Raw genomic sequence first — 22,698 nt, 5'->3', positions numbered from 1 at the left:
GGCCGGCATTCTCTGCAACGATCGTGAAGGGTTCCCCGTGGGTTCTGTCATCAAGAAGCGTCGCAAGCGCATGGCGAAGAAGAAGCACCGCAAGCTGCTCAAGAAGACTCGCGTCCAGCGCCGCAAGCTCGGCAAGTGACGTACGTGGCGTAGGTGGCGGAACGTTCTGGACCCGGTCGGGTCCTTCTGGTCACCGGGGTCTCGCGTGACCTCGGGCGCCGTTTTGCGCGCGCTGCCGCCCGCCACCCGAACGTCGAGCGGGTGATCGGCGTCGATGTCGCACCGCCTCGCGGTGACATCGGCAAGGTCGGATTCGTCCGAGCCGACATCCGCAACCCGGTGATCGCCAAGGTGATCGCCAAGGAGGAGGTCGACACCGTCGTCCACCTCAGCGTCATCGCGACCCCCGGCACCACCGGGGGTCGTTCGACGATGAAGGAGCTCAACGTCATCGGGACGATGCAGCTCCTGGCGGCGTGCCAGACCGCACCGTCCCTGCGCCAGGTCGTGGTGAAGTCGACGACCCAGGTCTACGGGGCGAGCAGCCGCGACCCGGCGATGTTCACCGAGTCGATGGAGCCGCGGCGCACCCCGTCGTCCGGCTATGCCCGCGACGTGGCCGACATCGAGTCCTACGTACGCGGCTTCGCCCGTCGTCGTCCGGACGTGGCCGTCACGGTGCTGCGCTGCGCCAACGTCCTCGGCCCGAACGTGGTCAGCCCGATCGCGTCCCACTTCCGGCGCTCGGTCGTGCCCAACGTGCTCGGCTTCGACCCGCGCCTGCAGTTCCTCCACGAGCAGGATCTCTACGGCGTCCTGGAGCATTCCGTACGCACCGGGGTCCCCGGCACCTTCAATGTCGCCGGCGACGGCGTGCTGACCCATTCCCAGGTCGCCAGGCGCCTGCAGCGGATGACCGTGCCGATCCCCGAGCCGCTGTTCGGCCTGGCCAGGTTCGGCGGCGGCGAGTATCCCGCCGAGCTGAGGGCGCTGCTGACCTACGGCCGTGGCGTCGACACCACGCGGATGCGTTCCCTTCTCGGCTTCGAACCTCGATACACCACCGCGGAGACGGTCGTAGACTTTGCGGACAGCGTGATGCCCTCCCCGAATCGTGCCGACCGTGCGCTGGCGGCCCTGGAGAGTCGACTGACAGGAGCGTCCGGTGACTGAGTCCGCCGCCCAGAGTCTCAGCGGCGCCACGACGCGCGAGCGCCACCCGCTACGGGCGATCCCGGCGGCCGACTGGGCCGCGGCCCTGGAGAGCGCCGCCAAAGAGGTCTTCGGCGTCGAGTGGGAGGAGCAGCTCGCTCGGTTCATCGTGTTCCTGCGGCGCCGGATCTCGGGCGAATACTCCGTGGACGAATACGGCTTCGACCGCGAGCTCACCCAACGCTTCCTGCTCGCCGTGCTGCGGCCGATCAAGGAGAAGTGGTTCCGCGTCGAGGTGCGCGGCATCGAGAACATCCCGACCGACGGTGGCGCCCTGATCGTCTCCAACCACTCCGGCACCATCCCGATGGACGGCCTGATGACGATGGTCTCCATCCACGACGAGCTCGGGCGTGACCTGCGCCCGCTCGGCGCCGACCTTGTCTTCCGGATGCCGATCGTCGGCAACATCGCCCGCAAGGCCGGCGCGACGCTGGCGTGCAGCGAGGACGCCGAGCGGATGCTCCGCAACGGCGAGCTCGTCGGCGTATGGCCGGAGGGCTTCAAGGGCATCGGCAAGCCCTACAGCGAGCGCTACAAGCTCCAGCGCTTCGGCCGCGGCGGCTTCGTCTCCTCCGCGCTGCGCACCGGCGTCCCGATCGTGCCGCTCTCCGTCGTCGGCGCCGAGGAGATCTACCCGCTGGTCGGCAACATCCCGGCCCTCGCCAAGGTCCTCGGCGTGCCCTACCTGCCGATCACCCCGTTCTTCCCACTCCTCGGTCCGCTGGGTCTCATCCCGCTCCCGTCGAAGTGGCTGATCGAGTTCGGCGAGCCGATCCGCACCGATGCGTACGACGCCTCCGAGGCCGACGACCCGATGCTGGTCTTCAACGTCACCGACCAGGTGCGCGAGACGATCCAGCAGACCCTCTACCGCCTCCTCGGCGAGCGCGCCTCCGTCTTCGGCTGACCCCTCCCGCCGAGGCGTCAGCCCCGTCGGCCGAGGCGTCAGCCCCGTCGATCGAGACGTCACTCGCGTCGGCCGAGACGGCACGCGCGTGCCAACTCGACCGACGCCGGTGACGCCTCGGCGGTTACGGGGTGAGGAGACCGGTGGCGCCGGCGAGCACGTCGCCGACCAGGCCGGTGACACCGGTGACCAGACCGGTGACGGGGTCCGTCACGGTGCCGGTGTCGGTGTCGGGATCGTCGGTGGGGTCGCCGTCCGACGGGGTCGGAGTGGGCAGCACGCTGCCGTCGTCGTCCGGAGCCTCGGACGGCTTGTCCTCGTCGTCCTTGGTGTCGTCCTTCGGGTCGGTCACCGAACCGGGACCGATCTTGTCAGGGTCGATGGACGGCAGGTCGAGGGCGTTGTCGTCCTGGGTGAGCGGCGGCAGCGCCTCGGCCTCGACGACGGTGTCGGCCGGGAGCAGCCCGTCGATCTCGGAGGTGAGGCTGGAGACCAGCGTCGCCGGCAGCTCGGTGATGCCACCCTCGCAGGTGGGGCAGAGCTGGGCAGCGGCCTGGTCGATCAGCACGAGCGTCTGGGCGGCGTCGGAGACCGCGGGCTCGGCCCGCTCGGGGACCTTCGGGCTCAGCTCGGCCAGCTCCTCGACGCCATCGGCCGCGAACGTACGCAGCTGGGCGAGCGAGTCGTTGTCCTGGGACTGCTCGAAGTCGCTGATCAGCAGGTCGGAGCCGCGGGCGGCCTGTTGCGAGAACGCCTCGAGCGTCGAGGTGACTCGCTCGGAGTCGGTCATCGGCGCGTCGGCGACCAGCGACTTGGCCTCGCGCAGGCGGGTGCCGGCGTCCTCGAGGATCCGGATGCCACGCGCCTGGGTGCTGACCGTGAAGCCGGCGGAGACGTTCTCCACGGCGCGCTTGACCGGGTAGAGCGAGTCGCCCGGAAGAGCGGTCTGGGACGCGGCCGCGGCGCCTGCGGTGCCACCGACGATCGCCATCGCGGCGAAGGCGACGGCCAGCTTGCGCTGCCGGCGCGGCCTGCGGACGGGGCCGACGGTGAGCTTGCGCTCGACGGTCTTCTCGGGGCGCGGCGCGGGGACGAGCTCGGTGTCGGCGGCCTGCATGAGGCGCTCGCGCAGGGAGACGGAGAAGTCGCGACTGGGGACGGCGGAGTCGCTGAGAGCGGAGAGCGACGATGCGAAGACTGCCAGATCGCGAAGCTCGTCGGCAGACTGCGAGGCACGCCGATCCGTCGCGGCGTACGCCGTGACCATTCGGTCGAACTCGTCGGCACGCTTTCGCGCCGGGAATGCCGGGCTCATCGGGGGGTTCCTACTCGGTATCGGCAGACAGGGATTCGTCGAAACAGCTGCGCGCAAGGTGCAGCCATGTCGGACAACGAGTCGCCCCGGCCGCGGGTTACGGCAACCGGTCGAGCATTCAAGGTGAAGCGGAACACAGTCATCAGCGGATCCCGTCCGGCATCTGCTTGGCCAGATTGCGGATCCCGCGCAGCTGGAGCTGTTTCACGGCTCCGTCGCTGCGCCCGAGGATAGCGGCTGTCTCCGCGATTGACAGCCCTTGGAGGAAACGCATGATGATGCAGTCGCGCTGCTCGTCGGGCAGCTTGGAGAGCGCACCGAGCAGCATCTCGTTGGTGATCCCGGCCATCACGATCTTCTCGGGCCCGTCGGCCGAGGAGTCGTGCTGACCCATGTCCTCGGTGGTCATCTCCAGGCGCGTACGTCCCGCCTTGAAGTGGTCCGTGGCCAGGTTGCGCGCGATGGTCATCAGCCAAGCGCCGAAATCCTTGCCCTGCCAGCGGAAGCCGGTCATCGAGCGCAGCGCCCGGAAGAAGGTCTCCGAGGTGAGGTCCTCGGCGACCTGCGCCGAGCGGGTCCGGTAGAAGAGGAAGCGGTAGACCGCGCCGTGGTAGTGGTCGTAGAGGAGGCCGAAGGCCTCCTTGTCGCCCTTGCGGGCGAGCTCGACCAGCGCGATCAGCCGGGTGCGGTCGGCCTCGCTCTCCTCCGAGGAGGCGGCGAGCTCAGTGTCGTCGTCGGGCTCGTTGTCGGAGCGGGGCTGGGTCTCGTGGTTGCCGCCCGAGCCGCGACGCTCGGGCTCGGCGAACGGACCGGTGGCACCGGCCACGCCGGCGTAGGCGGGCTCGTAGCCCTCGTTCATCAGGAGCTCGACCGCAGCACGCAGCGCATCCAAGCGACGATGGACGTCATTGGCGCGGCGCGACATGTGGGTCCCTCCCGAAGACTCCCCCTGAGCGAGCCCAACCTTACGGGTAAGGGCATCCCGATGTCAGGTCCCGAGCCGAAGTTGCCTCGGCGTGTGTTGGCATTTTCCTGACACGGCGCTGGATACCCGTCCCTGCATACAGGTCGCCACGGGCACGATCACTGCCGTCGACCACGCAGTGCGATCGCCACCGCGATCGCCCCTGTGGCGGCGCCGCCCAGCGCCGCTGTCACCACGCCTGCCCGGGCTGCCTTGCGCCCGGTGCGGTAGTCGCGGATCGGCCAGCCCTTCGCGCGCGCATGGGCGCGCAGCCGCGCGTCGGGATTGATCGCGCAGGGATGTCCGACCAGTGAGAGCATCGGCAGGTCGTTGTAGGAGTCCGAGTAGGCCGCACAGCGAGACAGATCGAGGTTCTCGCGGGCCGCGATCGCCTTGACCGCCTCCGCCTTGGCCGGTCCGTGGAGCATCTCGCCGACCAGCTCGCCGGTGTAGACGCCGTCCTCGGTGGCCGCCACCGTGCCGAGGGCACCGGTGAGCCCGAGCCGCCGGGCGATGACCCGGGCGGCCTCGACGGGCGCCGCGGTCACCAGCCACACCCGCTGCCCCTGGTCGATGTGGGTCTGCGCGAGAGCGCGGGTGCCGGGCCAGATCCGGTGGGCCATGCCCTCCTCGAAGATCTCCTCCATCAGGCTCTCGACCTCCTCGGCGCGGTGGCCGCGGATGAACGACAGCGCCGACGAGCGCGCCGACTCCATGTGGGCCGGGTCCTCGACCCCGGCGACACGGAAGTAGGCCTGCTTGTACGCAGCCGAGGCGATGTCCCGGGTGCGGAAGAACTTGCGCCGGTACAGGCCGCGGGCCAGATGGAAGATGGTCGCGCCCTGCATGATCGTGTTGTCCACGTCGAAGAAGGCTGCCGCCGTCGGGTCACCGCCGGCCGGATGCAGCCAGGCCTCGATCTCCGCGGCCGCGGCCGATGCCTCGCCGGCGAGGGCCGAACGGCGTTTGAGGTCTTTTCGCCGCAGCTCGGCGCGGCGGCGGTCGCTGGCGCTGCTCATTTCGCCAACAGTAGTGGTCCGGACGCCGTCGCGGGACCCAGGTTCCACGCCGGGTCTGCGGCCAGGTGCGAAGATGGCCGGATGGAACCGCGTGTGACCTTCTACTCCCGCCAGGGCTGCCACCTCTGCGACGAGGCGAGGCTGGTCGTCGAGAAGGTGGTCGGGGACGACTACACCGAGGTCGACATCGACGCCGACGAGGAGTTGCGGGAGCGCTTCACGAACGAGGTGCCCGTCACGTACGTCGACGGGAAGCAGCACGACTTCTGGCGGGTCTCCGAGGAGCGGCTGAGGGCAGCGCTGGCGCGCTCCCCAGAATAACTGTCGATCGGCCCATTACCCCGAACAACCCCCCTCTGACAACTCCGCAAACACGTGTGCTAGCCGACGCTCTGCGAGTTTGTTCTCGTGGTCACAAACTCCGTATGGTGGCTGAGCCGCAGGGCGATCCCGGGCTAAAAAGCCCCCGTCTGTGGCGCCGGCATTGAAAGAGCAGAGCGTGACGGCACGGAGCACCAATACGGGCGAGGGCAGCGGTGCCCAGGACCCCCACCGGGACATCCCTGAGGCGACTGTCGCCCGGCTCCCGGTCTATCTCCGGGCACTGACCTCGCTCGCCGAGCGCAACATCGCCTCGTGCTCCTCCGAGGAGCTCGCGACGGCTGCCGGGGTCAACTCCGCCAAGCTGCGCAAGGACCTCTCCTACCTGGGCTCCTACGGCACCCGCGGGGTCGGCTACGACGTCGACTACCTGAGCTACCAGATCGCCCGTGAGATCGGCGTGACCCACGACTGGCCGGTCATCATCGTCGGTATCGGAAACCTGGGTCAGGCGCTCGCCAACTTCTCCGGTTTCAGCAGCCGCGGCTTCCGCACCGTCGCGCTCCTGGACGCCGCCGAGCAGATGCAGGGTCGCACGGTCGCCGGGCTCGAGGTCCGGCCGTTCGCCGATCTCGCCGAGATCGTCGCGGCCGAACAGGTCTCGATCGGTGTCATCTCGGTGCCGGCGACCGCGGCCCAGGACGTCGCCGACGCCATGGTCGAGGCCGGCATCAGCAGCATCCTCAACTTCGCCCCCGCCGTCCTCAACGTGCCGCCGGGCGTCGACGTACGCAAGGTCGACCTCTCGATCGAGCTGCAGATCCTCGCGTATCACGAGTCGCGCAAGGCTGCCGAGGCTGACGAGACGGTGGACAATGGTTCCGAGGAGGGGATCACTGCATGAGTGTTCTGGTAGTCGGAATCTCCCACAACTCTGCGCCGGTCTCGATGCTCGAGGCGGCCGCGGTGGACGCGGACGGGCTGCAGAAGCTGCTCACCGACGTGGCTGGTTGCGAGCACGTCAGCGAGGCAGCGGTCATCGCGACCTGCAACCGCCTGGAGATCTACACCGAGGTCGAGCGCTTCCACGGCTCCGTCGAGGAGCTGTCGCGCCGGATCATCGAGGGCGCCGGTCAGACGCTCGAGACGATGCTCCCGCACCTCTACGTCCACTACGACGACGGCGCCGTCTCCCACCTGTTCAAGGTGGCCGCCGGGCTCGACTCGATGGCCGTCGGCGAGGGCCAGATCCTCGGCCAGGCGCGTGCGGCCCTGCAGCTCGGCCAGGAGATGGGCACGGTCGGACCGGCGCTCAACAGCCTGTTCCAGCAGGCGCTGCGGGTCGGCAAGCGCTCCCGCACGGAGACCGACATCGACCGGGCCGCCCCGTCGCTGGTCACCGCGTCGCTGGGCCGTGCCGAGCAGGCCGTGGGTGACGTACGCGGCAAGCGGGTCGCCGTCGTCGGCGCCGGTGCGATGGCCGGGCTGGCCACCGCGACCGTCTCCCGGCTGGAGGCCGCCGACGTCGTCGTGGTCAACCGCACCACGGCCAACGCCGAGCGCCTCGCCAACGAGTACGGCGCCCGGTCGGCCTCGCTCGACAAGCTGGCCGAGGAGGTCGCGGCCGCCGACATCGTGATCACCTGCGCCGGCGCCAGCGGTCTGCTCGTCCCGGCCGACATGGTCGGTGACCGCAGCGACCACCCGATCGCGCTGATCGACCTGGCGCTGCCCCACGACATCGACCCGGATGCGGCGTCGCTCCCGGGCGTGACCCTGATCGACCTGGCCGCCCTCGCCGACGAGCTGCACGCCTCGCCCGCCGGCAAGGAGGTGCTCGCGGTCCGCGACATCGTCACCCAGGAGGTCGCGGCCTTCCTGAGCGCTCGTCGCCAGTCCGCGGTGACCCCGACGGTCGTCGCGCTGCGGAGCATGGCCACCGGTGTCGTCGACGCCGAGATGGAACGCCTCGACAACAAGCTGCCCGACCTCGACGAGGCCACCCGTGCCGAGGTCCTCCGGACCGTACGCCGCGTGGCCGACAAGCTCCTCCACGAGCCGACCGTCCGGGTCAAGGAGCTCGCCAACGAGACCGGCGCGGTGTCCTACGCCGCGGCTCTCGCCGAGCTCTTCGCGCTCGACCAGAACGCGGTCTCGGCCGTCACCCGGGCCGACGTCCCAGGAGACCCCTCATGAGAACTCTTCGCCTCGGCACCCGCCGATCCCAGCTCGCCGTCACCCAGTCGACCCTCGTCGCGGAGATGCTCCGGGCCCAGGGCCACATCGTCGAGCTGGTCGAGATCGTCTCCGACGGCGATCGCACCCAGGCGGCGAACACCCCGCTGACCAGCGCCAACTCGACCGGCGTCTTCGTCAGTGCGCTGCGCGACGCGCTCCACGCCAAGGAGATCGACCTGGCGGTCCACTCGCTCAAGGACCTGCCGACCTATCCCGAGGACGGCATCGACCTGGTCGCGATCCTGCCGCGCGAGGACCCGCGCGACGTGATCGTCGCCCGCGACGGCCTCACCCTCGGCGAGCTCCCGCCGGGCTCGCGGGTCGGCACCGGCTCGCCGCGGCGGGTCGCCCAGATCAAGGCCCTGGGCCTCGGCCTGGAGCTGGCCGGCATCCGCGGCAACGTGGACACCCGTATCGGCAAGGTCCGCTCGGGCGAGTTCGACGCGGTCGTCCTCGCGCGTGCCGGCCTGGCCCGCATCGACCGGCTCGACGAGGTCACCGAGGTCCTCGACCCGATCCAGGTGCTGCCCGCTCCTGGTCAGGGGGCCCTGGCGGTCGAGTGCCGTGCCGGTGACGCCGATGCCGACGTACGCAAGATTCTGACCTCCCTCGACGACGCGCCCACCCGAGCGGCTGTCGAGGCGGAACGCGCAGTGCTGGCCACCCTCGAAGGTGGCTGTGCCGCGCCCATCGGGACCCTCGCCGACGTGGTGGAGGGTGAGGAAGGACCAGAGCTGTGGGTGCGGGCAGTGGCGCTCTCACTCGACGGCTCGCTCTCGGTTCGTCTCTCCGCATCCGGGCCGCTCGAGGACGCCGCAGGCGTCGGGCGCCGGCTCGCCGAGGAGATGCTCGCCGAGGGTGCAGCAGACCTGACCGACGATCCCGCGGACCCAGGCCAGGCTGTCATGGACACGGGCGGTTCCCCCCAGACCGCTCCCGAGCAGGACAAGGTGCACAACGCATGACCCGAGCAAAGACCACCGAGCAGACGGCCGAGCCCAGCTCGGCCACCCCACTGGGCTGGGTGTCCTTCGTCGGCAGCGGTCCCGGTGACCCTGAGCTGCTGACGGTACGGGCGATCGACCTGTTGAAGCAGGCCGATGTTGTCGTGACCGAGGCCCCCGAGCACGCATCACTGGTGCGCGGCGTACTCGGCATCCCCGAGCCGGTCGAGCCGGCCGAGGGTGAAGAGACCCCGGAACCGGTCGGACCCGAGTTCATCGACGGCGGGTTCGGCGTGGACGGCCAGCCCCTGGCCAACGCCGCCCGTGCCAAGGCCGTCGTCAAGCAGGCGAAGCTGGGCAAGCGCGTCGTGCGCCTGATGACCGGCGACCCCTTTCTCTACGCCTCCGGCCCCGAGGAGGCGCAGTCCTGCGCCAAGGCGGGCATCGGCTTCGAGATCGTCCCCGGCGTCTCCTCCGTCAGCGCCGTCCCTGCCTACGCCGGCATCCCGCTGACGACCAAGGACCACCAGGAGGTCGCGGTCGTCACCTGCAACGAGAAGATCGACTGGAGCCAGTACGCGGACAACCGCACGCTCGTCCTCCTCTCCGGTGTCGGCATGATCGGCGACATCGCCAAGGAGCTCATCGCGGCGGGCCGCCCGGCCAGGACCCCGGTCGCGATCACTCGCGTCGGCACCACGACCGAGCAGTCGACGGTAGAGTCGACGCTGGAGAACATCGCCGTCGACGCTCGTGCCGCACGGATGGCGCCCCCGGCGATCGTGGTGATCGGCAAGGTGGTCAACTTGCGTGAGACGCTCTCGTGGTTCGAGACGAAGCCGCTCTTCGGCTGGCGCGTCCTGGTGCCGCGCACCAAGGAGCAGGCGCCGGCGCTGTCGCTGAAGCTGAAGGGCTTCGGTGCCGTGCCCGAGGAGGTCCCGACGATCTCCGTCGAGCCGCCGCGCAACCCGCAGCAGATGGACAAGGCCGTACGCGGCCTGGTCGAGGGCCGCTACAACTGGATCGCCTTCACCTCGATCAACGCGGTGCGTGCTGTACGCGAGAAGTTCGACGAGTACGGCCTGGACTGCCGCGCCTTCTCCGGTCTGAAGATCGCCGCCGTCGGCGAGAAGACCGCCCAGGCGCTCGAGGACTGGGGTCTGCGCCCCGACCTGGTGCCGAACACCGACAACCAGTCGGCCGCCGGCCTGCTCGAGGTGTGGCCGGAGTACGACGAGGACCTCGACCCGATCAACCGGGTCTTCCTCCCGCGCGCCGACATCGCCACCGAGAACCTCATCGCCGGCCTGGTCGACCTCGGCTGGGAGTGCGACGACGTGACCGCCTACCGCACGGTCCGGGCGGCCCCGCCGCCCGCGCCGACGCGCGACGCGATCAAGACGGGCAAGTTCGACGCGGTGGTCTTCACCTCCTCGTCCACGGTCCGCAACCTGGTCGGCATCGCGGGCAAGCCGCACACCTCCACGGTGATCGCGGCAATCGGTCCGGCCACCGCCAAGACCGCCGAGGAGCACGGCCTGCGGGTCGACGTGATGTCGCCGGAGCCGTCGATCGAGGCGCTCACCGAGGCGCTCGCCGCCTTCGGTGCCGCGCGTCGGGCCTCGCTGGTCGAGCAGGGCCTGCCGGTCACCAAGCCGTCCGACCGGCGTCCCGCCTCGCGCCGTCGTTCGCGCACCTCCTGATCTGACTGTTCTGACGCGACAGCCGCCTGCTCCCGAGTGTGGGAGCAGGCGGCTGTTGCACTACCGTGGAACGTACCCTTTTGCGATGGAGTGCAGATGAGCATCGAGAAGCCCGTGATCCGTCCCCGCCGGCTGCGCCGCACGCCGATCATGCGCCGGATGGTCGCGGAGACGGCCGTACGTCCCGCCAACCTGGTCCTGCCCGCGTTCGTGCGCGAGGGGATCGATGAGCCCGTCCCGGTCTCGACCATGCCGGGCGTGGTCCAGCACAGCCGTGAGTCGCTGCGCAAGGCGGCCGCGGAGGCTGCTGCGGCCGGTATCGGCGGGATCATGCTCTTCGGTGTCCCCGAGACGAAGGACGCGGTCGGCTCCGGTGCCCTGGACCCTGACGGCATCCTCAACGTCGCCATCGCCGACGTCGTCGCCGAGGTCGGCGACGCGCTCACCGTGATGAGCGACCTGTGCCTGGACGAGTTCACCGACCACGGTCACTGCGGTGTGCTCGCCGAGGACGGCTCCGTCGACAACGACGCCACCCTCGAGATCTACGCCCAGATGGCGATCGCCCACGCCGAGGCCGGCGTCCACATGGTCGGCCCCTCCGGGATGATGGACGGCCAGGTCGCGGTGGTCCGCGACGCCCTCGACGGTGCCGGTCACACCGACGTCTCCATCCTCGCCTACTCCGCGAAGTACGCCTCGGCCTTCTACGGCCCGTTCCGCGAGGCCGTCGCCTCCTCCCTCAAGGGTGACCGGCGCACCTATCAGCAGGATCCGGCGAATGCACTGGAGGGTGTCCGCGAGGCGCTCCTTGACGTGGCCGAGGGCGCCGATATCGTGATGGTCAAGCCCGGGCTCCCGTATCTCGACGTTCTCCAGCGAGTGCGTGAGTCTGTCGATGTTCCCGTGGCTGCCTACAACATCTCGGGGGAGTACGCGATGTTGGAAGCCGCCGCTGCGAACGGCTGGATCGACCGCGAACCGGCGATCCTGGAGACACTCACCGCCTTCAAGAGGGCGGGCGCGGACGTCATTCTGACCTACTGGGCCACCGAAGCGGCCGGCTGGCTGCGAGGCTGACGTTCTCGCCTCAGCAGCCGAGCAGCTCTGTGACGTGGAACATATCCTGAGAGTAGACTCGCGACCGTGACCAATCGAGAGTTGGGCAGCCCGAAGCGCACCGGCCGGCCACGCAACAGTGGACGTGATTCGGCGAATCCGCGGGAAGAGATCCTCAAAGAGGCATCCAGGCTTTTCACCGCTCAGGGGGTCGCGGCGACGACGATCAGCCAGATCGCCGAGTGCGTCGGACTGCGCCAGTCCTCTATGTACTACTACTACAAGTCCAAGGAGGAGATCCTCTCCGCCTTGATGGAGAAGAACCGCGAGTCGCTGACGCTCGCGGAGAAGCTTCTCGAGGAGGACGGCCCGGTCGCTCCGCGGCTCTACGCCTTCCTCTACACCGACGTACGCCAGCTGTGCACCGCCCCGCTCGACTTCTACGAGCTCGAGGTGGCCGCCCTGGCGCAGCCCCAGGTCTTCGCGGGCTTCGAGGAGGACGGCGAGAAGCTGCGGGCCGCGGCCGCCCAGCTCCTCGAGCTGGGCGTCGACAGCGGTGAGCTGCGCCAGACCGACCCCGCCGCCACCGCGCTGATGCTGCTCTCCCTCAACGAAGGCGCCCAGCACCGGCTGTGGCACGGCCGGCGCGAGGAGGAGCGGGCGTCGGAGAGCTCGGACGCCCTGGCCCAGTCGGTCGCCGACTACCACCTCAGCTCCCTGCTGGCCGACGCGTCCTCCCTGGACGCTGTCCGCGAGGCCGGCCGCGACTTCGTCACCGAGTACGAGGACGACGAGCCCGCCGCCTGAGCGCTGGTCGCGGTCGGTGCGGCTGCGTGGGTCCCGCGTAGCTGTAACACGTCGTTCGTAGGTCTACTCGCCCTATGGGAACGACCGGATAGTCGTACGAACGACGTGTTACACGCCCGCCAGCCGGTGATCACTGCCGCGGACATGCGAAGGGCCCCGCCGTGACGGCGGGGCCCTTCGTGGTTCGGATCGGGTGTCAGATCAGTTGCCGGTGAGCGCGCCGAACAGGCCGCCGAGGATGCCCTTGAGGATCAGCGTGAGGACATTGCTGACGGTCGCGTTGACCTGCTCGAGCGTCTTGCCGGCCATGGCGTTCACGCACTGGGTCAGCGCCTGGCCCGACTGGCTCGCGCTCAGGAGCGGGTATTTCGCCAGCTCGCTCTGGCACGCGGCAAGGATCTGGGAGGGCGTGGCGACGACGGTCTCGACCGTGTTCTTGAGCGGCTCGGTCACCGTCTCCGTGGACCCGCCGGTGCTGCCACCGTCGCTGCCCCCCGTGCCGCCGCCGGTGCTCCCGCCGGAGGTCCCGCCAGACGGGGCCTCGCTGGAGGGGGAGGACGGGGACTGCGCGGAGCCGCCGCGCGGGCCGGACTGCTGGGCACCGCCTGCCCGGAGCTCGCGGTCCTTGTGCTTGGAGGACTTCGGAGCCTCCATCCGCGGGATCGCGTAGTCGACCGGGACCGTGCTGTTCGGGATCGAGGTGAACTCGCCCGAGCGGTAGGCCTCGGCGATGCCGAGCACCGTCGTGACGTACGTCTGGCTGTGGTTGTAGCGGAAGACCGCTGCCCGCGCGCCCTGGTCGGTGGAGAGGTCGTCGTCGCCGGAGCAGAGGTAGACGGCGGTGGCGAGGGCGGCGTCGTTGATGTCCTGAGGGTTGCGCTTGCCGTCGCCGTCAGCGTCCACACCGACCATCGCCCAGGTCGAGGGGATGAACTGCATCGGCCCGACCGCGCGGTCGTAGCTGGTGTCGCCGTCGTACTGCCCGCCGTCGGTGTCGACGATCTGGGAGACGTTGCCCTTGCCGTTGAGCGGCACCCCGTAGATGCCGGGGGTGGAGACGCCCTCGGCGGAGAGGCGGTTGTTGTTGGCGCGACCGTGGTTGGACTCGACCCGCCCGATCGCGGCGATCAGCGGCCAGTCGATCTTGCAGGCGGCGTCCGCGGCGTTGATGACGGTGGCCGCGCGCTGATAGGCGGCGAGCGCGGCGGACGGGATGCCGGCGGCGCTGGCCGTCCCGGGGAGCGAGGCGTCGCCCTGGTTGGTCGAGGCGGACACGCTGGCCGGCGCCTCGATCGCCTCGGACGGGACCGAGGTCCCGTCGGGCAGGCTGAACGCGTCGTCGTAACGCGTCCCTGATGCGGTGGCACTCGACTGCGTCAGACCGGTGACGTTGACCGTCCAGGCCGCGCTCAGCAGCGCGAGCGGGACGAGCGCGGTCGCCTTCTGGAGGCGGTTGTAGCGCGTAGCGGACATCGAATCTCCCTCTCAATCCCCAGGGCCAAAGGTCCCGGGTCTTGCTCCCCAAATCGCAACGTTCTCAACGAACCGTCTCATGTCAAAGTTACGCGCGTCACGTTTTAGTGGAACATTGCGTTCCAGTAACCGAGACGCCGATGACATGCACCGATGAGACGCAGGCTATGGCGGTTCGTGACGCGAGACGTCGGATTTCGTACGCATCGGTAACTCGATTCCGTGGCAGCCCGTGCGTGGAGTGCAGCCCGGAATGGGGATTGCGGGTGGGTTGATGAAGAATGAGCCGGTGCCTCACGACATCTCACCCCTGTCCGCAGCGGCATCCGAAGCGCTCTTCGCCCGAGCGAAGGCCGTGACGCCGGGCGGCGTGAACTCGCCCGTGCGCGCCTTCAACGCCGTCGGCGGGACGCCGCGCTTCATCCGGGAGGCGAAGGGGGCGTGGCTGACCGACGTCGACGGGAACGAGTACGTCGACCTGATCTGCTCCTGGGGCCCCATGCTGCTGGGTCACGCCCATCCCGAGGTCCAGGCCGCCGTCCTGGCCGCGGTCGCGCGCGGTACGTCCTACGGCACCCCGACGACGCCCGAGGTCGAGCTCGCCGAGGCGATCGTCGAGCGGGCGCCGGTGGAGAAGGTGCGGTTCGTCAGCAGCGGCACCGAGGCGACGATGTCGGCCATCCGGCTGGCACGAGGCTTCACCGGGCGCGACGTGATCCTGAAGTTCGCCGGCAACTACCACGGCCACGTGGACTCGCTCCTGGCGAGCGCCGGCTCCGGGCTGGTCACCCACGCGATCCCCGGCACCCCGGGCGTACCGGAGAGCAGCACCGAGCTGACCGTCGTGCTGCCCTACAACGACCGCGCCGCGGTGACGGCGGCGTTCGAGGAGTACGCCGGCCGGGTGGCCTGCCTGATCACCGAGGCCTCGCCCGGCAACATGGGTGTCGTGCCGCCGGAGCCCGGCTTCAACGAGTTCCTCGCCACCACCTGCCAGGCCAACGGCGCCCTGTTCATCTCCGACGAGGTGATGACCGGGTTCCGGGCCAGCAAGCAGGGCCAGTGGGGGATCGACGGCAAGAACGAGGGCTGGACGCCCGACCTGGTCACCTTCGGCAAGGTGATGGGCGGTGGCTTCCCGGCCGCGGCCTTCGGCGGCCGCGCCGACGTGATGGGCTCGCTGAGCCCCGACGGGCCGGTCTACCAGGCCGGCACGCTCTCGGGGAACCCGGTCGCGACCACTGCTGGCCTCACGACCCTCAGGCTGGCGACCGACGAGGTCTACGACCACATCACCCGCGCCGCCGAGACCGTCAAGGGGGCGATCGAGGAGAGCTTCACCACGGTCGGTCTCCCGCACGTCATCCAGTCCACCGGCACCATGTTCTCGGTGTTCTTCACCGACAAGCCGGTGCGCAACTTCGACGAGGCCAAGACCACCGACGAGGTGGCGTACAAGGCCTTCTTCCACGCCATGCTCGACCAGGGCGTCTACCTGCCGCCGAGCGCCTACGAGGCGTGGTTCCTCTCCTCCGCCCACGACGAGCGGGCGATCTCCCGGATCATCGAGGCGCTTCCGTACGCCGCCGAGGCTGCTGTAAAGGTGAAGGCATGACCATCGAGACCACTGTTCACCTGCTCCGACACGGTGAGGTGCACAACCCGGAGGGCATCCTCTACGGCCGCCGGCCCGGCTACAACCTCTCCGAGCTCGGCCTGAAGATGGCCGAGCGGGTCGCCGAGCGGATCGGCGGACAGGACATCACCCACGTGATCTCGAGCCCGCTCGAACGCGCGCAGCAGACCGCCGGCCCGCTGGCGAAGGCGCTCGGCGTCGACATCTCGCTCGACGAGCGGGTGCTCGAGTCCGAGAACCTCTTCGTCGGCAAGAGCTTCAAGGACGGCCTGGGCCCGCTGAGGGACCCCAAGGTCTGGCCGAAGCTGATCAACCCGCTCAAGCCGTCGTGGGGCGAGCCCTACCTGGAGATCGTCGCCCGCATGATGGCCGCGATCGAGGACGCCCGGGACCTGGCGCGCGGCCACGAGGCGGTCATCGTCTCCCACCAGCTGCCGATCTGGACCACCCGGCTGCACATCGAGGGCCGCAGCTTCCTGCACGACCCCCGCAAGCGGCAGTGTGCGCTCTGCTCGCTGACCTCGCTGCACTTCGTCGGTGACGAGTTCGTCGCGCTCTCCTACAGCGAGCCGGCCGGAGACATGCTCCCGGCGAAGGACAAGTACGCGCCGTTCTCGGCCGGCGACGCGGATTAACGGGTCTCTCAGGTTTGTCAGGCAGAGTCCTGCGCGTGCGTTACAGGTTCGGCGGTCTTCTCCTCACCGTGGTCATGGTGGGGCTGCTAGCCGCGTGCGGGCAGACCGGCACGAACGAGGCCGGCTACATCTCCGGTGACGGCCGCACCCGGGAGATCCCGGTCGCCGACCGCGGTGAGCCGGTCGAGCTGACCGGCGAGACCCTCGAGGGCAAGCCGTTCGACCTCGCCGACACGCGTGGCAAGGTCACCGTGCTGAACGTGTGGTGGACCGGCTGCGGGCCGTGTCGCAAGGAGATGCCGATGCTGCAGGCCGCCTACGAGGAGCTCGGCGACGACGTCGCCTTCGTGGGGATCAACACCCGCGACGCCTCGGCCGCCCAGGGACTGGCCTTCGAGCGCCACTACGGCGTCGAGTACCCGTCGGTCTACTCGCCCGACGGCGCCGCCGTCCTCGCGCTGAAGGGCTCGCTGGCGCCCCGCGCGATCCCGGCCACCGCGATCCTCGACACCGAGGGCCGCGTGGCGGCGCTGATCCGCGGCGAGATCCCGTCGGCACGTACGCTCGACGAGCTGATCTCCTCGGCTGGTGAGGAATCGTGACCGATTGGTTCGCGAGCACCGCGGGGAGCGGGTCGCTGCTGCTGGCGGTGCCGATCGCGCTGCTGGCCGGGTTCCTCTCGTTCGTCTCGCCGTGCACGCTGCCGATGCTCCCGGGCTACCTCTCCTACGCCACCGGCCTGTCCGGCGCGGACCTCGCCTCCGGTGACTTACGCCGGGGCCGCATGCTCGCGGGCGCGTTGCTCTTCGTCGCCGGCTTCTCGGTGGTCTTCGTGCTGATGGGCATCACCGTGGGCGGGATCGCCTACCGGCTGCTCGAGTTCCAGCAGACCGGCACCAAGGTCCTCGGCGTGCTCTCGATCATCATGGGGATCGCGTTCATGGGCTTCATCCCGCTCCTGCAGCGCGACCTGAAGTTCCACAAGGTGCCGGCGGTCGGGCTGGCCGCGGCGCCGCTGCTCGGCTTCCTCTTCGGGCTGGCCTGGACCCCGTGCACCGGCCCGACGCTCGGTGTCATCGCCGGGCTCGCCTGGGACCAGGGCACCGCCGCCCGCGGCGGTCTGCTGCTCGCGGTCTACGCGCTCGGGCTCGGCATCCCGTTCGTGCTCGTCGCGGTGATGTGGCGCAAGGCCACCGTCGCGCTCGGCTGGTTCCGCCGGCACACCCGCGCGATCACGATCGTCGGCGGCGTGCTGATGATCCTGATCGGCGTCGCCATGCTCACCGGCTGGTGGGACAACGGCGTCCAGTGGCTGCAGGTCCAGCTCGTCCAGCGTTGGGAGGGCATCGCACTGTGAGCAGCACGTCCGCTCCCGACCAGGAGAAGAACGACGACGTACGCCGCCCGGGTGAGCTGAACGCCCGCGAGCTGGCACGCTGGGGCTGGCGTCAGCTGACCTCGATGCGTACGGCGCTGATCCTGCTCCTGCTGCTGGCCCTGGCCGCCGTCCCGGGGTCGCTGATCCCGCAGGACGGCGTCGACTCGCTCAAGGCCGACCAGTGGCGCGAGGCGCACACCACGCTGACGCCGATCTACGAGAAGCTCGGGCTCTTCAACGTCTACTCGACACCGTGGTTCGCGGCGATCTACCTGCTGCTGATGGTCTCGCTGGTCGGCTGCATCATCCCGCGCTGCCTGGTCTACGCGAAGGCCATGCGCGCTCAGCCGCCGGCGACGCCGGCCAAGCTGACCCGGCTGCCCGACTCCGCGTCGTACGTCACCGATCAGGAGCCCGAGGAGGTGCTCGCCGCGGCGAGGAAGGCGCTGCGGGGCTATCGCATCCGCAAGGCCGATCCCGACGGCTCGGGCGACTCCGTCTCGGCGGAGAAGGGCTACCTGCGCGAGGCCGGCAACCTGATCTTCCACATGTCGCTGATCATCGTGCTGGTCGCGTTCGCGACCGGGAGCCTGTTCGGCTACAAGGGCGGCGTGATCGTGCTGGTGGGCGAGGAGTACGGCTTCGCCAACGAGCTCTCGCAGTACGACGACTTCAAGTCCGGCTCGCTGTTCGCCCCCGAGGACCTCGACGACTTCAGCTTCAAGATCGACGACTTCCACGCCGAGTGGCTGACCAGCGGCGCGGGCGCCGGGACCGCACGCGGGTTCAACGCGAAGCTGCGCTACACCGCGGGGACGAGCGACGAAAAGCGCTACGACCTCCGGGTCAACCACCCGCTGACCATCGGTGGCACCGACGTCTTCCTGCTCGCCCACGGCTATGCGCCGGTGATCACGGTGCGCGACGGTGAGGGCAACGTGGCCTACTCCGGTCCGACGATCTTCCTCCCGCAGAGCCGAAACCTGCTCTCCTTCGGGGTGGTGAAGGCGCCGTACGCCTCGCCCGAGGAGCTCGGCTTCCAGGGTCTGTTCTACCCGTTCGAGGGCACGGTCGACGGCGAGCCGGTCAACCTGATGGGCGACATCGGCGACGGGTCGCACGCGATGCTCTCGCTGCAGGGCTTCCGGGGCGACCTCAATCTCGACGCCGGCCCGCAGTCGGTCTACTCGCTCGACACCTCGAAGGCCAACATGATGTCCCCGGACGAGTCCGGGAAGGCGTTCAACCTGCGGCTGGGGGACACCGTCGAGCTGCCCGACGGGCTCGGATCGGTCTCCTTCGACGACGTCCAGCAGTGGAACCGGGTGCAGATCTCGAAGTCGCCCGGCAAGGAGTGGGCGCTCCTCGGTGTCTCGCTGGCCCTGCTGGGTCTGCTCGGGTCGCTCTTCATCCGCTCGCGACGGGTGTGGGTTCGCGCCCGCCGAGTCGATGGAGGCACACTGGTCGAGATCGCCGCCCTCGACCGCTCCGGTGGTGGAGACACCGCCGCCGTCGTCACCGATCTCGTCGAGACCCTACGAGGCGCGCGAACACAGGAGGAGAAGGATGTCTGACCACACCTGGGGCGTTCTCAGCAACCAGGCCATCACGGCCGCCGGGGTCGTCTACTTCCTGGCGCTGCTGTGCGCGCTGGTCGAGTGGTCCGCCTGGCAGTCGCGGGCCCGGTCCGCGGTGGCGGCGAAGGAGCTCGTCGGGGCCGGTGCCCCGGCCGACGAGACCGCTGCCGAGCCGAACGCCGCCGATGCCGTACGCGAGCAGCGGGCCGCCCTCTTCGGACGCCTCAGCCTGCTGCTGACCGCGATCGCGGTGGCGTGCCACTTCGTCGGGCTGGTCGGCCGCGGGATGGCCGCGGACCCCAACCGGGTGCCGTGGGGCAACATGTACGAGTTCACGATCTCGGGCTCGTTCGTGGTGGCCGCGGCGTACGTCGCTCTCCACCGGAAGCTGAAGCTGGCCTGGATGGCGCCGTGGGTGCTCGGGTTCACCCTCGTGGTGCTGATGCTGGCCGTGGTCGGGCTCTACGAGCCGGTCGCGCCGCTGACCGAGGCGCTCAACTCCTACTGGCTCGTCATCCACGTCGTCGCCGCCATCATCGCCACCGGCGGGTTCACGTTGGGCGGCATCGCCTCGGCGGCGTACCTCCTCAAGAATCGCTTCCCCGACGCCGCCCTGCTGGCGCGGGTGCCCGACCTGCCGGCGCTCGACCGGGTCTCCTACCGGATCCACGCGTTCGCGTTCCCGGTGTGGACCTTCGGGGTGCTGATCTCCGGTCCGATCTGGGCTCACGACGCCTGGGGCTCCTACTGGAACTGGGACCCCAAGGAGGTCTGGGCGTTCATCACCTGGGTCGTCTACGCCGGCTACCTCCACGCCCGTGCGACCGCCGGGTGGAAGGGCAAGAAGGCCGCGATCGTGGCGCTGATCGGGCTGGCCACGCTGTGGTTCAACTTCATCGGCATCAACTACTTCTCCTCGACGTCGCAGCATTCGTACGCTGCGCCGGCTGCTCCGACGGCCGAGCTCGTCGAGACCACCCGATAGGGAATCCCCATGAAAGAGTTCTGGACCTACACCGGCCTGCGGCTGCTGTCGCTGGTCGCCACCTTCGGCATCGTGGCGGGCATCTGGTCGCTCGTGGCGGGCGAGGTCAACATCTTCTACTCGGTGATCGTGGCGTTCGTGATCAGCGGCGTGCTCTCCTTCTTCGTGCTCGACCCCCAGCGGCGGGCCTTCGCGGAGAAGGTCGAGGCCCGGGCCGCGAAGGCGGTCGAGGCCGCCCGCGCCAAGGAGGACGCCGAGATCGACACCGCGGCCGACACCGCGGCCGACACAGCGGCCGGCACTGCCTCGAACGGCGAAGGCGATAGCCACAAGATGTCCTGACCTGGTAGATAACGATCATGTCGATCGTTCACAAGGCCACGCTCACCCCGACGAAGAAAGAGATCTTCGGCGCCTGGCTCTCCACCCAGGCGTGGTGCGAGGGTGACCTGACCGGCACGATCGGCTCCTACCGGTTCGACGACCCGGCCGGCAGGGTCGGGATCGAGTGTGTGCTGCTCGAGGTCGGCGACTCCGTCGTCCACCTCCCGGTCTCCTACCGTGAGTCGCCCCTCGACGGTGCGGAGGAGTTCCTGATGGCGACCACCGAGCACTCGGCGCTGGGCACGCGCTACGTCTACGACGCCTGCGCCGATCCGGTGGCCGTCCGCGCCCTGCTGACCGCGGCGCTCACCGGCGCGACCCAGGAGCCGATGGACGTCTACGACCAGGGCCGCCTGGTCGAGCGGCGCGAGACGGTCGTGACCGCGACCGGCACCGGTTCGTGGCCGCGCAACGCCGTGCCGCACTTCGACGGCGTCACGATCCGCTCCCACGGTGCCGACTCACGCGTCGAGGCGGGCAGCTTCATGGTCGTCGTGAAGCGGCTCGTCGACGGTGCCGATGCCGACGGTGCCGAGTCGATCGAGGTCACGTGGCCGGACGGTGCCGGCGCTCTGGTGGGCGTACGCCACCTCTGACCGCAGACGCCGAGTCGGCTCGTCCTGACCGGATCCCCCGCCGAGTCGGCTTGTCCTGACCAGATTTCCCGCCGAGTCGGCGCGTCAGGACGGGCCGACTCGGCGGGGTCGAGCGTCGGGACGGGCCGGCTCGGCGCTGTTTCAACGGGTCTCGCGTCCTGCCTGTGAGTCCGCTGCGTGAGCGCAGATGATCAACGGGGCCTCCCGTAAGTCACGAGTCGGAAACATCCTCGTCCTGCACTTGACGCATTCGGGCATGAGGAGGCAGATTGTCCCGATGTGAGCGTTCACATTTGTGATGTGGCTCACCAGGAGATCGGTCCGAGAGCTGGTCTCCGGCACCCCCCGACAGCGGCGCGGAGGCCTACCCGGCGCGCCGTAGATGAAATGGAGCAGGTAAGTGCGCAAGGTACTCACCACGATCACAGCGGCAGCGCTCGCGCTCGGCCTCGCGGCATGCGGCGGCGGCGACGGTGGCAGCGACGGCGACAAGGGCACCGTCGGTGTGGCCATGCCGACCAAGTCCTCGGAGCGCTGGATCGCCGACGGCAACAACATCAAGAAGCAGCTCGAGGCCAAGGGCTACAAGGTCGACCTCCAGTACGCCGAGGACGACATCCCCACCCAGGTCTCCCAGGTCGAGAACATGGTCACCAAGGGCGTCGACGTCCTGGTGGTCGCCGCCATCGACGGCACCGCGCTCGGCGACGTCCTCGAGACCGCCGAGTCGCAGGACATCCCGGTGATCAGCTACGACCGCCTCATCCGCGACACCAAGGCCGTCGACTACTACTCGACCTTCGACAACTTCCAGGTCGGCGTGCAGCAGGCCACCTCGCTCGTCGAGGGCCTGAAGGCCAAGGGCAAGGGCCCCTACAACGTCGAGCTCTTCGGTGGCTCGCCCGACGACAACAACGCCACCTTCTTCTGGGACGGCGCCATGTCGGTGCTCGACCCGCTGATGAAGTCCGGCGAGATCGTCATCCCCTCCGGCCAGACCGACTTCGACCAGGCCGCGATCCTGCGCTGGGACCCCGCCACCGCGCAGAAGCGCATGGAGGACATCCTCACCAAGACGTACGCCTCGAAGAAGGTCCAGGGCGTGCTCTCGCCCTACGACGGCCTCTCGCTCGGCATCATCGCCGCCCTCAAGGGCAACGGCTACACCACCGCCGACCTCCCGGTCGTGACCGGCCAGGACGCCGAGGTGCAGTCGGTGAAGTCGATCAACGCCGGTGAGCAGTACTCCACGATCTTCAAGGACACCCGCGAGCTCGCGAAGGTGACCGTCGACATGATCGTCGCCGTCGGTGAGGGCAAGGAGCCCGAGGTCAACGACACCGAGACGTACGACAACGGCGAGAAGGTCGTTCCGTCCTACCTCCTCGACCCGGTCGTGGTCACCAAGGACGACGTCACCAAGGTGCTCGTCGACTCCGACTACTACACCGCCGACGAGATCAAGTAGCACCCCGTACACGGCGTGGGCCCGGGACCCTCCGGACCGGGCCCACGCCGGCATCTGGCCAGATAGCAGGAACC

The 22,698-nt window shown here is 69.4% G+C and carries 23 protein-coding genes; 19 read left to right on the top strand and 4 right to left on the bottom strand.

The window, feature by feature from the left end; genetic code table 11:
• The first annotated feature begins 37 nt into the window (after window positions 1-37).
• The 3 genes from UG56_RS27600 to UG56_RS18055 are packed head-to-tail and all read left to right on the top strand — an operon-like array spanning window position 38 to window position 2,122.
• Window positions 38-139, top strand: a complete 102-nt coding sequence (locus tag UG56_RS27600; protein ID WP_008356322.1) for a 30S ribosomal protein bS22 — start codon at window positions 38-40, stop codon at window positions 137-139.
• Between the two features lie 14 nt (window positions 140-153).
• Window positions 154-1,173, top strand: a complete 1,020-nt coding sequence (locus UG56_RS18060; RefSeq protein WP_045547672.1) for an NAD-dependent epimerase/dehydratase family protein — start codon at window positions 154-156, stop codon at window positions 1,171-1,173.
• Window positions 1,166-2,122, top strand: coding sequence for a lysophospholipid acyltransferase family protein (locus UG56_RS18055; RefSeq protein ID WP_045547671.1), 957 nt, complete (start codon window positions 1,166-1,168; stop codon window positions 2,120-2,122). The genes UG56_RS18060 and UG56_RS18055 overlap by 8 nt, the downstream gene beginning before the upstream one ends.
• Window positions 2,123-2,246: 124 nt before the next feature.
• On the opposite strand, the gene UG56_RS18050 is transcribed toward UG56_RS18055, so the two are convergent.
• From UG56_RS18050 to UG56_RS18040, 3 genes are all read right to left on the bottom strand, one after another.
• Window positions 2,247-3,437 carry a DUF5667 domain-containing protein gene (locus UG56_RS18050; protein ID WP_045547670.1) on the bottom strand — a complete coding sequence of 397 codons (1,191 nt, stop codon included), beginning with the start codon at window positions 3,435-3,437 and terminating at the stop codon, window positions 2,247-2,249.
• Between the two features lie 142 nt (window positions 3,438-3,579).
• Window positions 3,580-4,362, bottom strand: coding sequence for a sigma-70 family RNA polymerase sigma factor (locus tag UG56_RS18045; RefSeq protein ID WP_045547669.1), 783 nt, complete (start codon window positions 4,360-4,362; stop codon window positions 3,580-3,582).
• 158 nt (window positions 4,363-4,520) lie between these two features.
• A complete protein-coding gene (locus UG56_RS18040; protein WP_045547668.1) occupies window positions 4,521-5,420 on the bottom strand; it encodes an HAD family hydrolase in 900 nt (299 codons plus the stop codon).
• An 81-nt stretch (window positions 5,421-5,501) separates the two neighbouring features.
• Here UG56_RS18040 and UG56_RS18035 point away from each other — a divergent pair, with 81 nt between their 5' ends.
• From UG56_RS18035 to UG56_RS18005, 7 genes are all read left to right on the top strand, one after another.
• The gene (locus UG56_RS18035) at window positions 5,502-5,741 is read left to right on the top strand and encodes a glutaredoxin family protein (protein WP_045547667.1); all 240 of its coding nucleotides are present in this window, start codon (window positions 5,502-5,504) and stop codon (window positions 5,739-5,741) included.
• A 178-nt stretch (window positions 5,742-5,919) separates the two neighbouring features.
• Window positions 5,920-6,645, top strand: coding sequence for a redox-sensing transcriptional repressor Rex (locus tag UG56_RS18030; protein ID WP_045547666.1), 726 nt, complete (start codon window positions 5,920-5,922; stop codon window positions 6,643-6,645).
• Complete coding sequence (locus tag UG56_RS18025) at window positions 6,642-7,937, top strand: glutamyl-tRNA reductase (RefSeq protein ID WP_045547665.1); 1,296 nt, start codon at window positions 6,642-6,644, stop codon at window positions 7,935-7,937. The genes UG56_RS18030 and UG56_RS18025 overlap by 4 nt, the downstream gene beginning before the upstream one ends.
• Window positions 7,934-8,944: a hydroxymethylbilane synthase gene (hemC, locus tag UG56_RS18020; protein WP_045547664.1), complete on the top strand. Its 1,011-nt coding sequence runs from the start codon at window positions 7,934-7,936 to the stop codon at window positions 8,942-8,944. Before UG56_RS18025 ends, hemC begins: the two co-directional genes overlap by 4 nt.
• Window positions 8,941-10,626, top strand: coding sequence for a uroporphyrinogen-III synthase (locus tag UG56_RS18015; RefSeq protein ID WP_045547663.1), 1,686 nt, complete (start codon window positions 8,941-8,943; stop codon window positions 10,624-10,626). The genes hemC and UG56_RS18015 overlap by 4 nt, the downstream gene beginning before the upstream one ends.
• Window positions 10,627-10,722: 96 nt before the next feature.
• Window positions 10,723-11,706, top strand: coding sequence for a porphobilinogen synthase (gene hemB, locus UG56_RS18010; protein ID WP_045547662.1), 984 nt, complete (start codon window positions 10,723-10,725; stop codon window positions 11,704-11,706).
• 66 nt (window positions 11,707-11,772) lie between these two features.
• On the top strand, window positions 11,773-12,492 hold the full coding sequence (locus UG56_RS18005) for a TetR/AcrR family transcriptional regulator (protein ID WP_084101249.1): 720 nt from the start codon (window positions 11,773-11,775) through the stop codon (window positions 12,490-12,492).
• A gap of 201 nt (window positions 12,493-12,693) precedes the next feature.
• Here UG56_RS18005 and UG56_RS18000 read toward each other — a convergent pair whose 3' ends face one another.
• Window positions 12,694-13,965, bottom strand: a complete 1,272-nt coding sequence (locus tag UG56_RS18000) for a lytic transglycosylase domain-containing protein (protein WP_045547660.1) — start codon at window positions 13,963-13,965, stop codon at window positions 12,694-12,696.
• Window positions 13,966-14,239: 274 nt separating this feature from the next.
• Between UG56_RS18000 and hemL the strand changes: the two genes are divergently transcribed.
• The 9 genes from hemL (at window position 14,240) to chvE (ending at window position 22,624) form a co-directional block, all read left to right on the top strand.
• On the top strand, window positions 14,240-15,580 hold the full coding sequence (gene hemL, locus UG56_RS17995) for a glutamate-1-semialdehyde 2,1-aminomutase (RefSeq protein ID WP_045547659.1): 1,341 nt from the start codon (window positions 14,240-14,242) through the stop codon (window positions 15,578-15,580).
• The gene (locus UG56_RS17990) at window positions 15,577-16,236 is read left to right on the top strand and encodes a histidine phosphatase family protein (protein ID WP_045547658.1); all 660 of its coding nucleotides are present in this window, start codon (window positions 15,577-15,579) and stop codon (window positions 16,234-16,236) included. The genes hemL and UG56_RS17990 overlap by 4 nt, the downstream gene beginning before the upstream one ends.
• A 35-nt stretch (window positions 16,237-16,271) precedes the next feature.
• Window positions 16,272-16,838 (top strand): TlpA family protein disulfide reductase, encoded by a 567-nt coding sequence (locus UG56_RS17985; protein ID WP_084101247.1) that lies wholly within the window; start codon window positions 16,272-16,274, stop codon window positions 16,836-16,838.
• A complete protein-coding gene (locus UG56_RS17980; protein WP_045547657.1) occupies window positions 16,835-17,593 on the top strand; it encodes a cytochrome c biogenesis CcdA family protein in 759 nt (252 codons plus the stop codon). The genes UG56_RS17985 and UG56_RS17980 overlap by 4 nt, the downstream gene beginning before the upstream one ends.
• Entirely contained in the window at window positions 17,590-19,188 is a 1,599-nt protein-coding gene (gene resB, locus UG56_RS17975; RefSeq protein WP_045547656.1) for a cytochrome c biogenesis protein ResB, read from the top strand. Before UG56_RS17980 ends, resB begins: the two co-directional genes overlap by 4 nt.
• Window positions 19,181-20,176 carry a c-type cytochrome biogenesis protein CcsB gene (ccsB, locus tag UG56_RS17970; protein WP_045547655.1) on the top strand — a complete coding sequence of 332 codons (996 nt, stop codon included), beginning with the start codon at window positions 19,181-19,183 and terminating at the stop codon, window positions 20,174-20,176. The genes resB and ccsB overlap by 8 nt, the downstream gene beginning before the upstream one ends.
• Before the next feature lie 9 nt (window positions 20,177-20,185).
• Window positions 20,186-20,518, top strand: coding sequence for a DUF4229 domain-containing protein (locus tag UG56_RS17965; RefSeq protein ID WP_045547654.1), 333 nt, complete (start codon window positions 20,186-20,188; stop codon window positions 20,516-20,518).
• Window positions 20,519-20,535: 17 nt separating this feature from the next.
• Window positions 20,536-21,156 (top strand): maltokinase N-terminal cap-like domain-containing protein, encoded by a 621-nt coding sequence (locus UG56_RS17960; RefSeq protein ID WP_045547653.1) that lies wholly within the window; start codon window positions 20,536-20,538, stop codon window positions 21,154-21,156.
• Window positions 21,157-21,556: 400 nt separating this feature from the next.
• Complete coding sequence (gene chvE, locus UG56_RS17955) at window positions 21,557-22,624, top strand: multiple monosaccharide ABC transporter substrate-binding protein (RefSeq protein WP_045547652.1); 1,068 nt, start codon at window positions 21,557-21,559, stop codon at window positions 22,622-22,624.
• The last annotated feature ends 74 nt before the right edge of the window (window positions 22,625-22,698 follow it).

Origin of the sequence: Nocardioides luteus (assembly GCF_000960475.2) — a bacterium.
GTDB classification, from domain to species: domain Bacteria; phylum Actinomycetota; class Actinomycetes; order Propionibacteriales; family Nocardioidaceae; genus Nocardioides; species Nocardioides luteus_A.
The sequence above is the reverse complement of the archived record's forward strand: the minus strand, read 5'-3'. Positions and strand labels throughout refer to the sequence as shown.

What these genes read in the sequence shown, in the direction of transcription:
- hemC (WP_045547664.1), top strand. Translation starts at nt 7,934, where the DNA reads ATGAGAACTCTTCGCCTCGGCACCCGCCGATCCCAGCTCGCCGTCACC.
- UG56_RS18025 (WP_045547665.1), top strand. Translation starts at nt 6,642, where the DNA reads ATGAGTGTTCTGGTAGTCGGAATCTCCCACAACTCTGCGCCGGTCTCG.
- UG56_RS18045 (WP_045547669.1), bottom strand. Translation starts at nt 4,362, where the DNA reads ATGTCGCGCCGCGCCAATGACGTCCATCGTCGCTTGGATGCGCTGCGT.
- UG56_RS18050 (WP_045547670.1), bottom strand. Translation starts at nt 3,437, where the DNA reads ATGAGCCCGGCATTCCCGGCGCGAAAGCGTGCCGACGAGTTCGACCGA.
- hemL (WP_045547659.1), top strand. Translation starts at nt 14,240, where the DNA reads ATGAAGAATGAGCCGGTGCCTCACGACATCTCACCCCTGTCCGCAGCG.
- UG56_RS18040 (WP_045547668.1), bottom strand. Translation starts at nt 5,420, where the DNA reads ATGAGCAGCGCCAGCGACCGCCGCCGCGCCGAGCTGCGGCGAAAAGAC.
- UG56_RS17990 (WP_045547658.1), top strand. Translation starts at nt 15,577, where the DNA reads ATGACCATCGAGACCACTGTTCACCTGCTCCGACACGGTGAGGTGCAC.
- UG56_RS17960 (WP_045547653.1), top strand. Translation starts at nt 20,536, where the DNA reads ATGTCGATCGTTCACAAGGCCACGCTCACCCCGACGAAGAAAGAGATC.
- UG56_RS17965 (WP_045547654.1), top strand. Translation starts at nt 20,186, where the DNA reads ATGAAAGAGTTCTGGACCTACACCGGCCTGCGGCTGCTGTCGCTGGTC.
- UG56_RS18015 (WP_045547663.1), top strand. Translation starts at nt 8,941, where the DNA reads ATGACCCGAGCAAAGACCACCGAGCAGACGGCCGAGCCCAGCTCGGCC.
- ccsB (WP_045547655.1), top strand. Translation starts at nt 19,181, where the DNA reads ATGTCTGACCACACCTGGGGCGTTCTCAGCAACCAGGCCATCACGGCC.
- UG56_RS18035 (WP_045547667.1), top strand. Translation starts at nt 5,502, where the DNA reads ATGGAACCGCGTGTGACCTTCTACTCCCGCCAGGGCTGCCACCTCTGC.
- hemB (WP_045547662.1), top strand. Translation starts at nt 10,723, where the DNA reads ATGAGCATCGAGAAGCCCGTGATCCGTCCCCGCCGGCTGCGCCGCACG.
- UG56_RS18000 (WP_045547660.1), bottom strand. Translation starts at nt 13,965, where the DNA reads ATGTCCGCTACGCGCTACAACCGCCTCCAGAAGGCGACCGCGCTCGTC.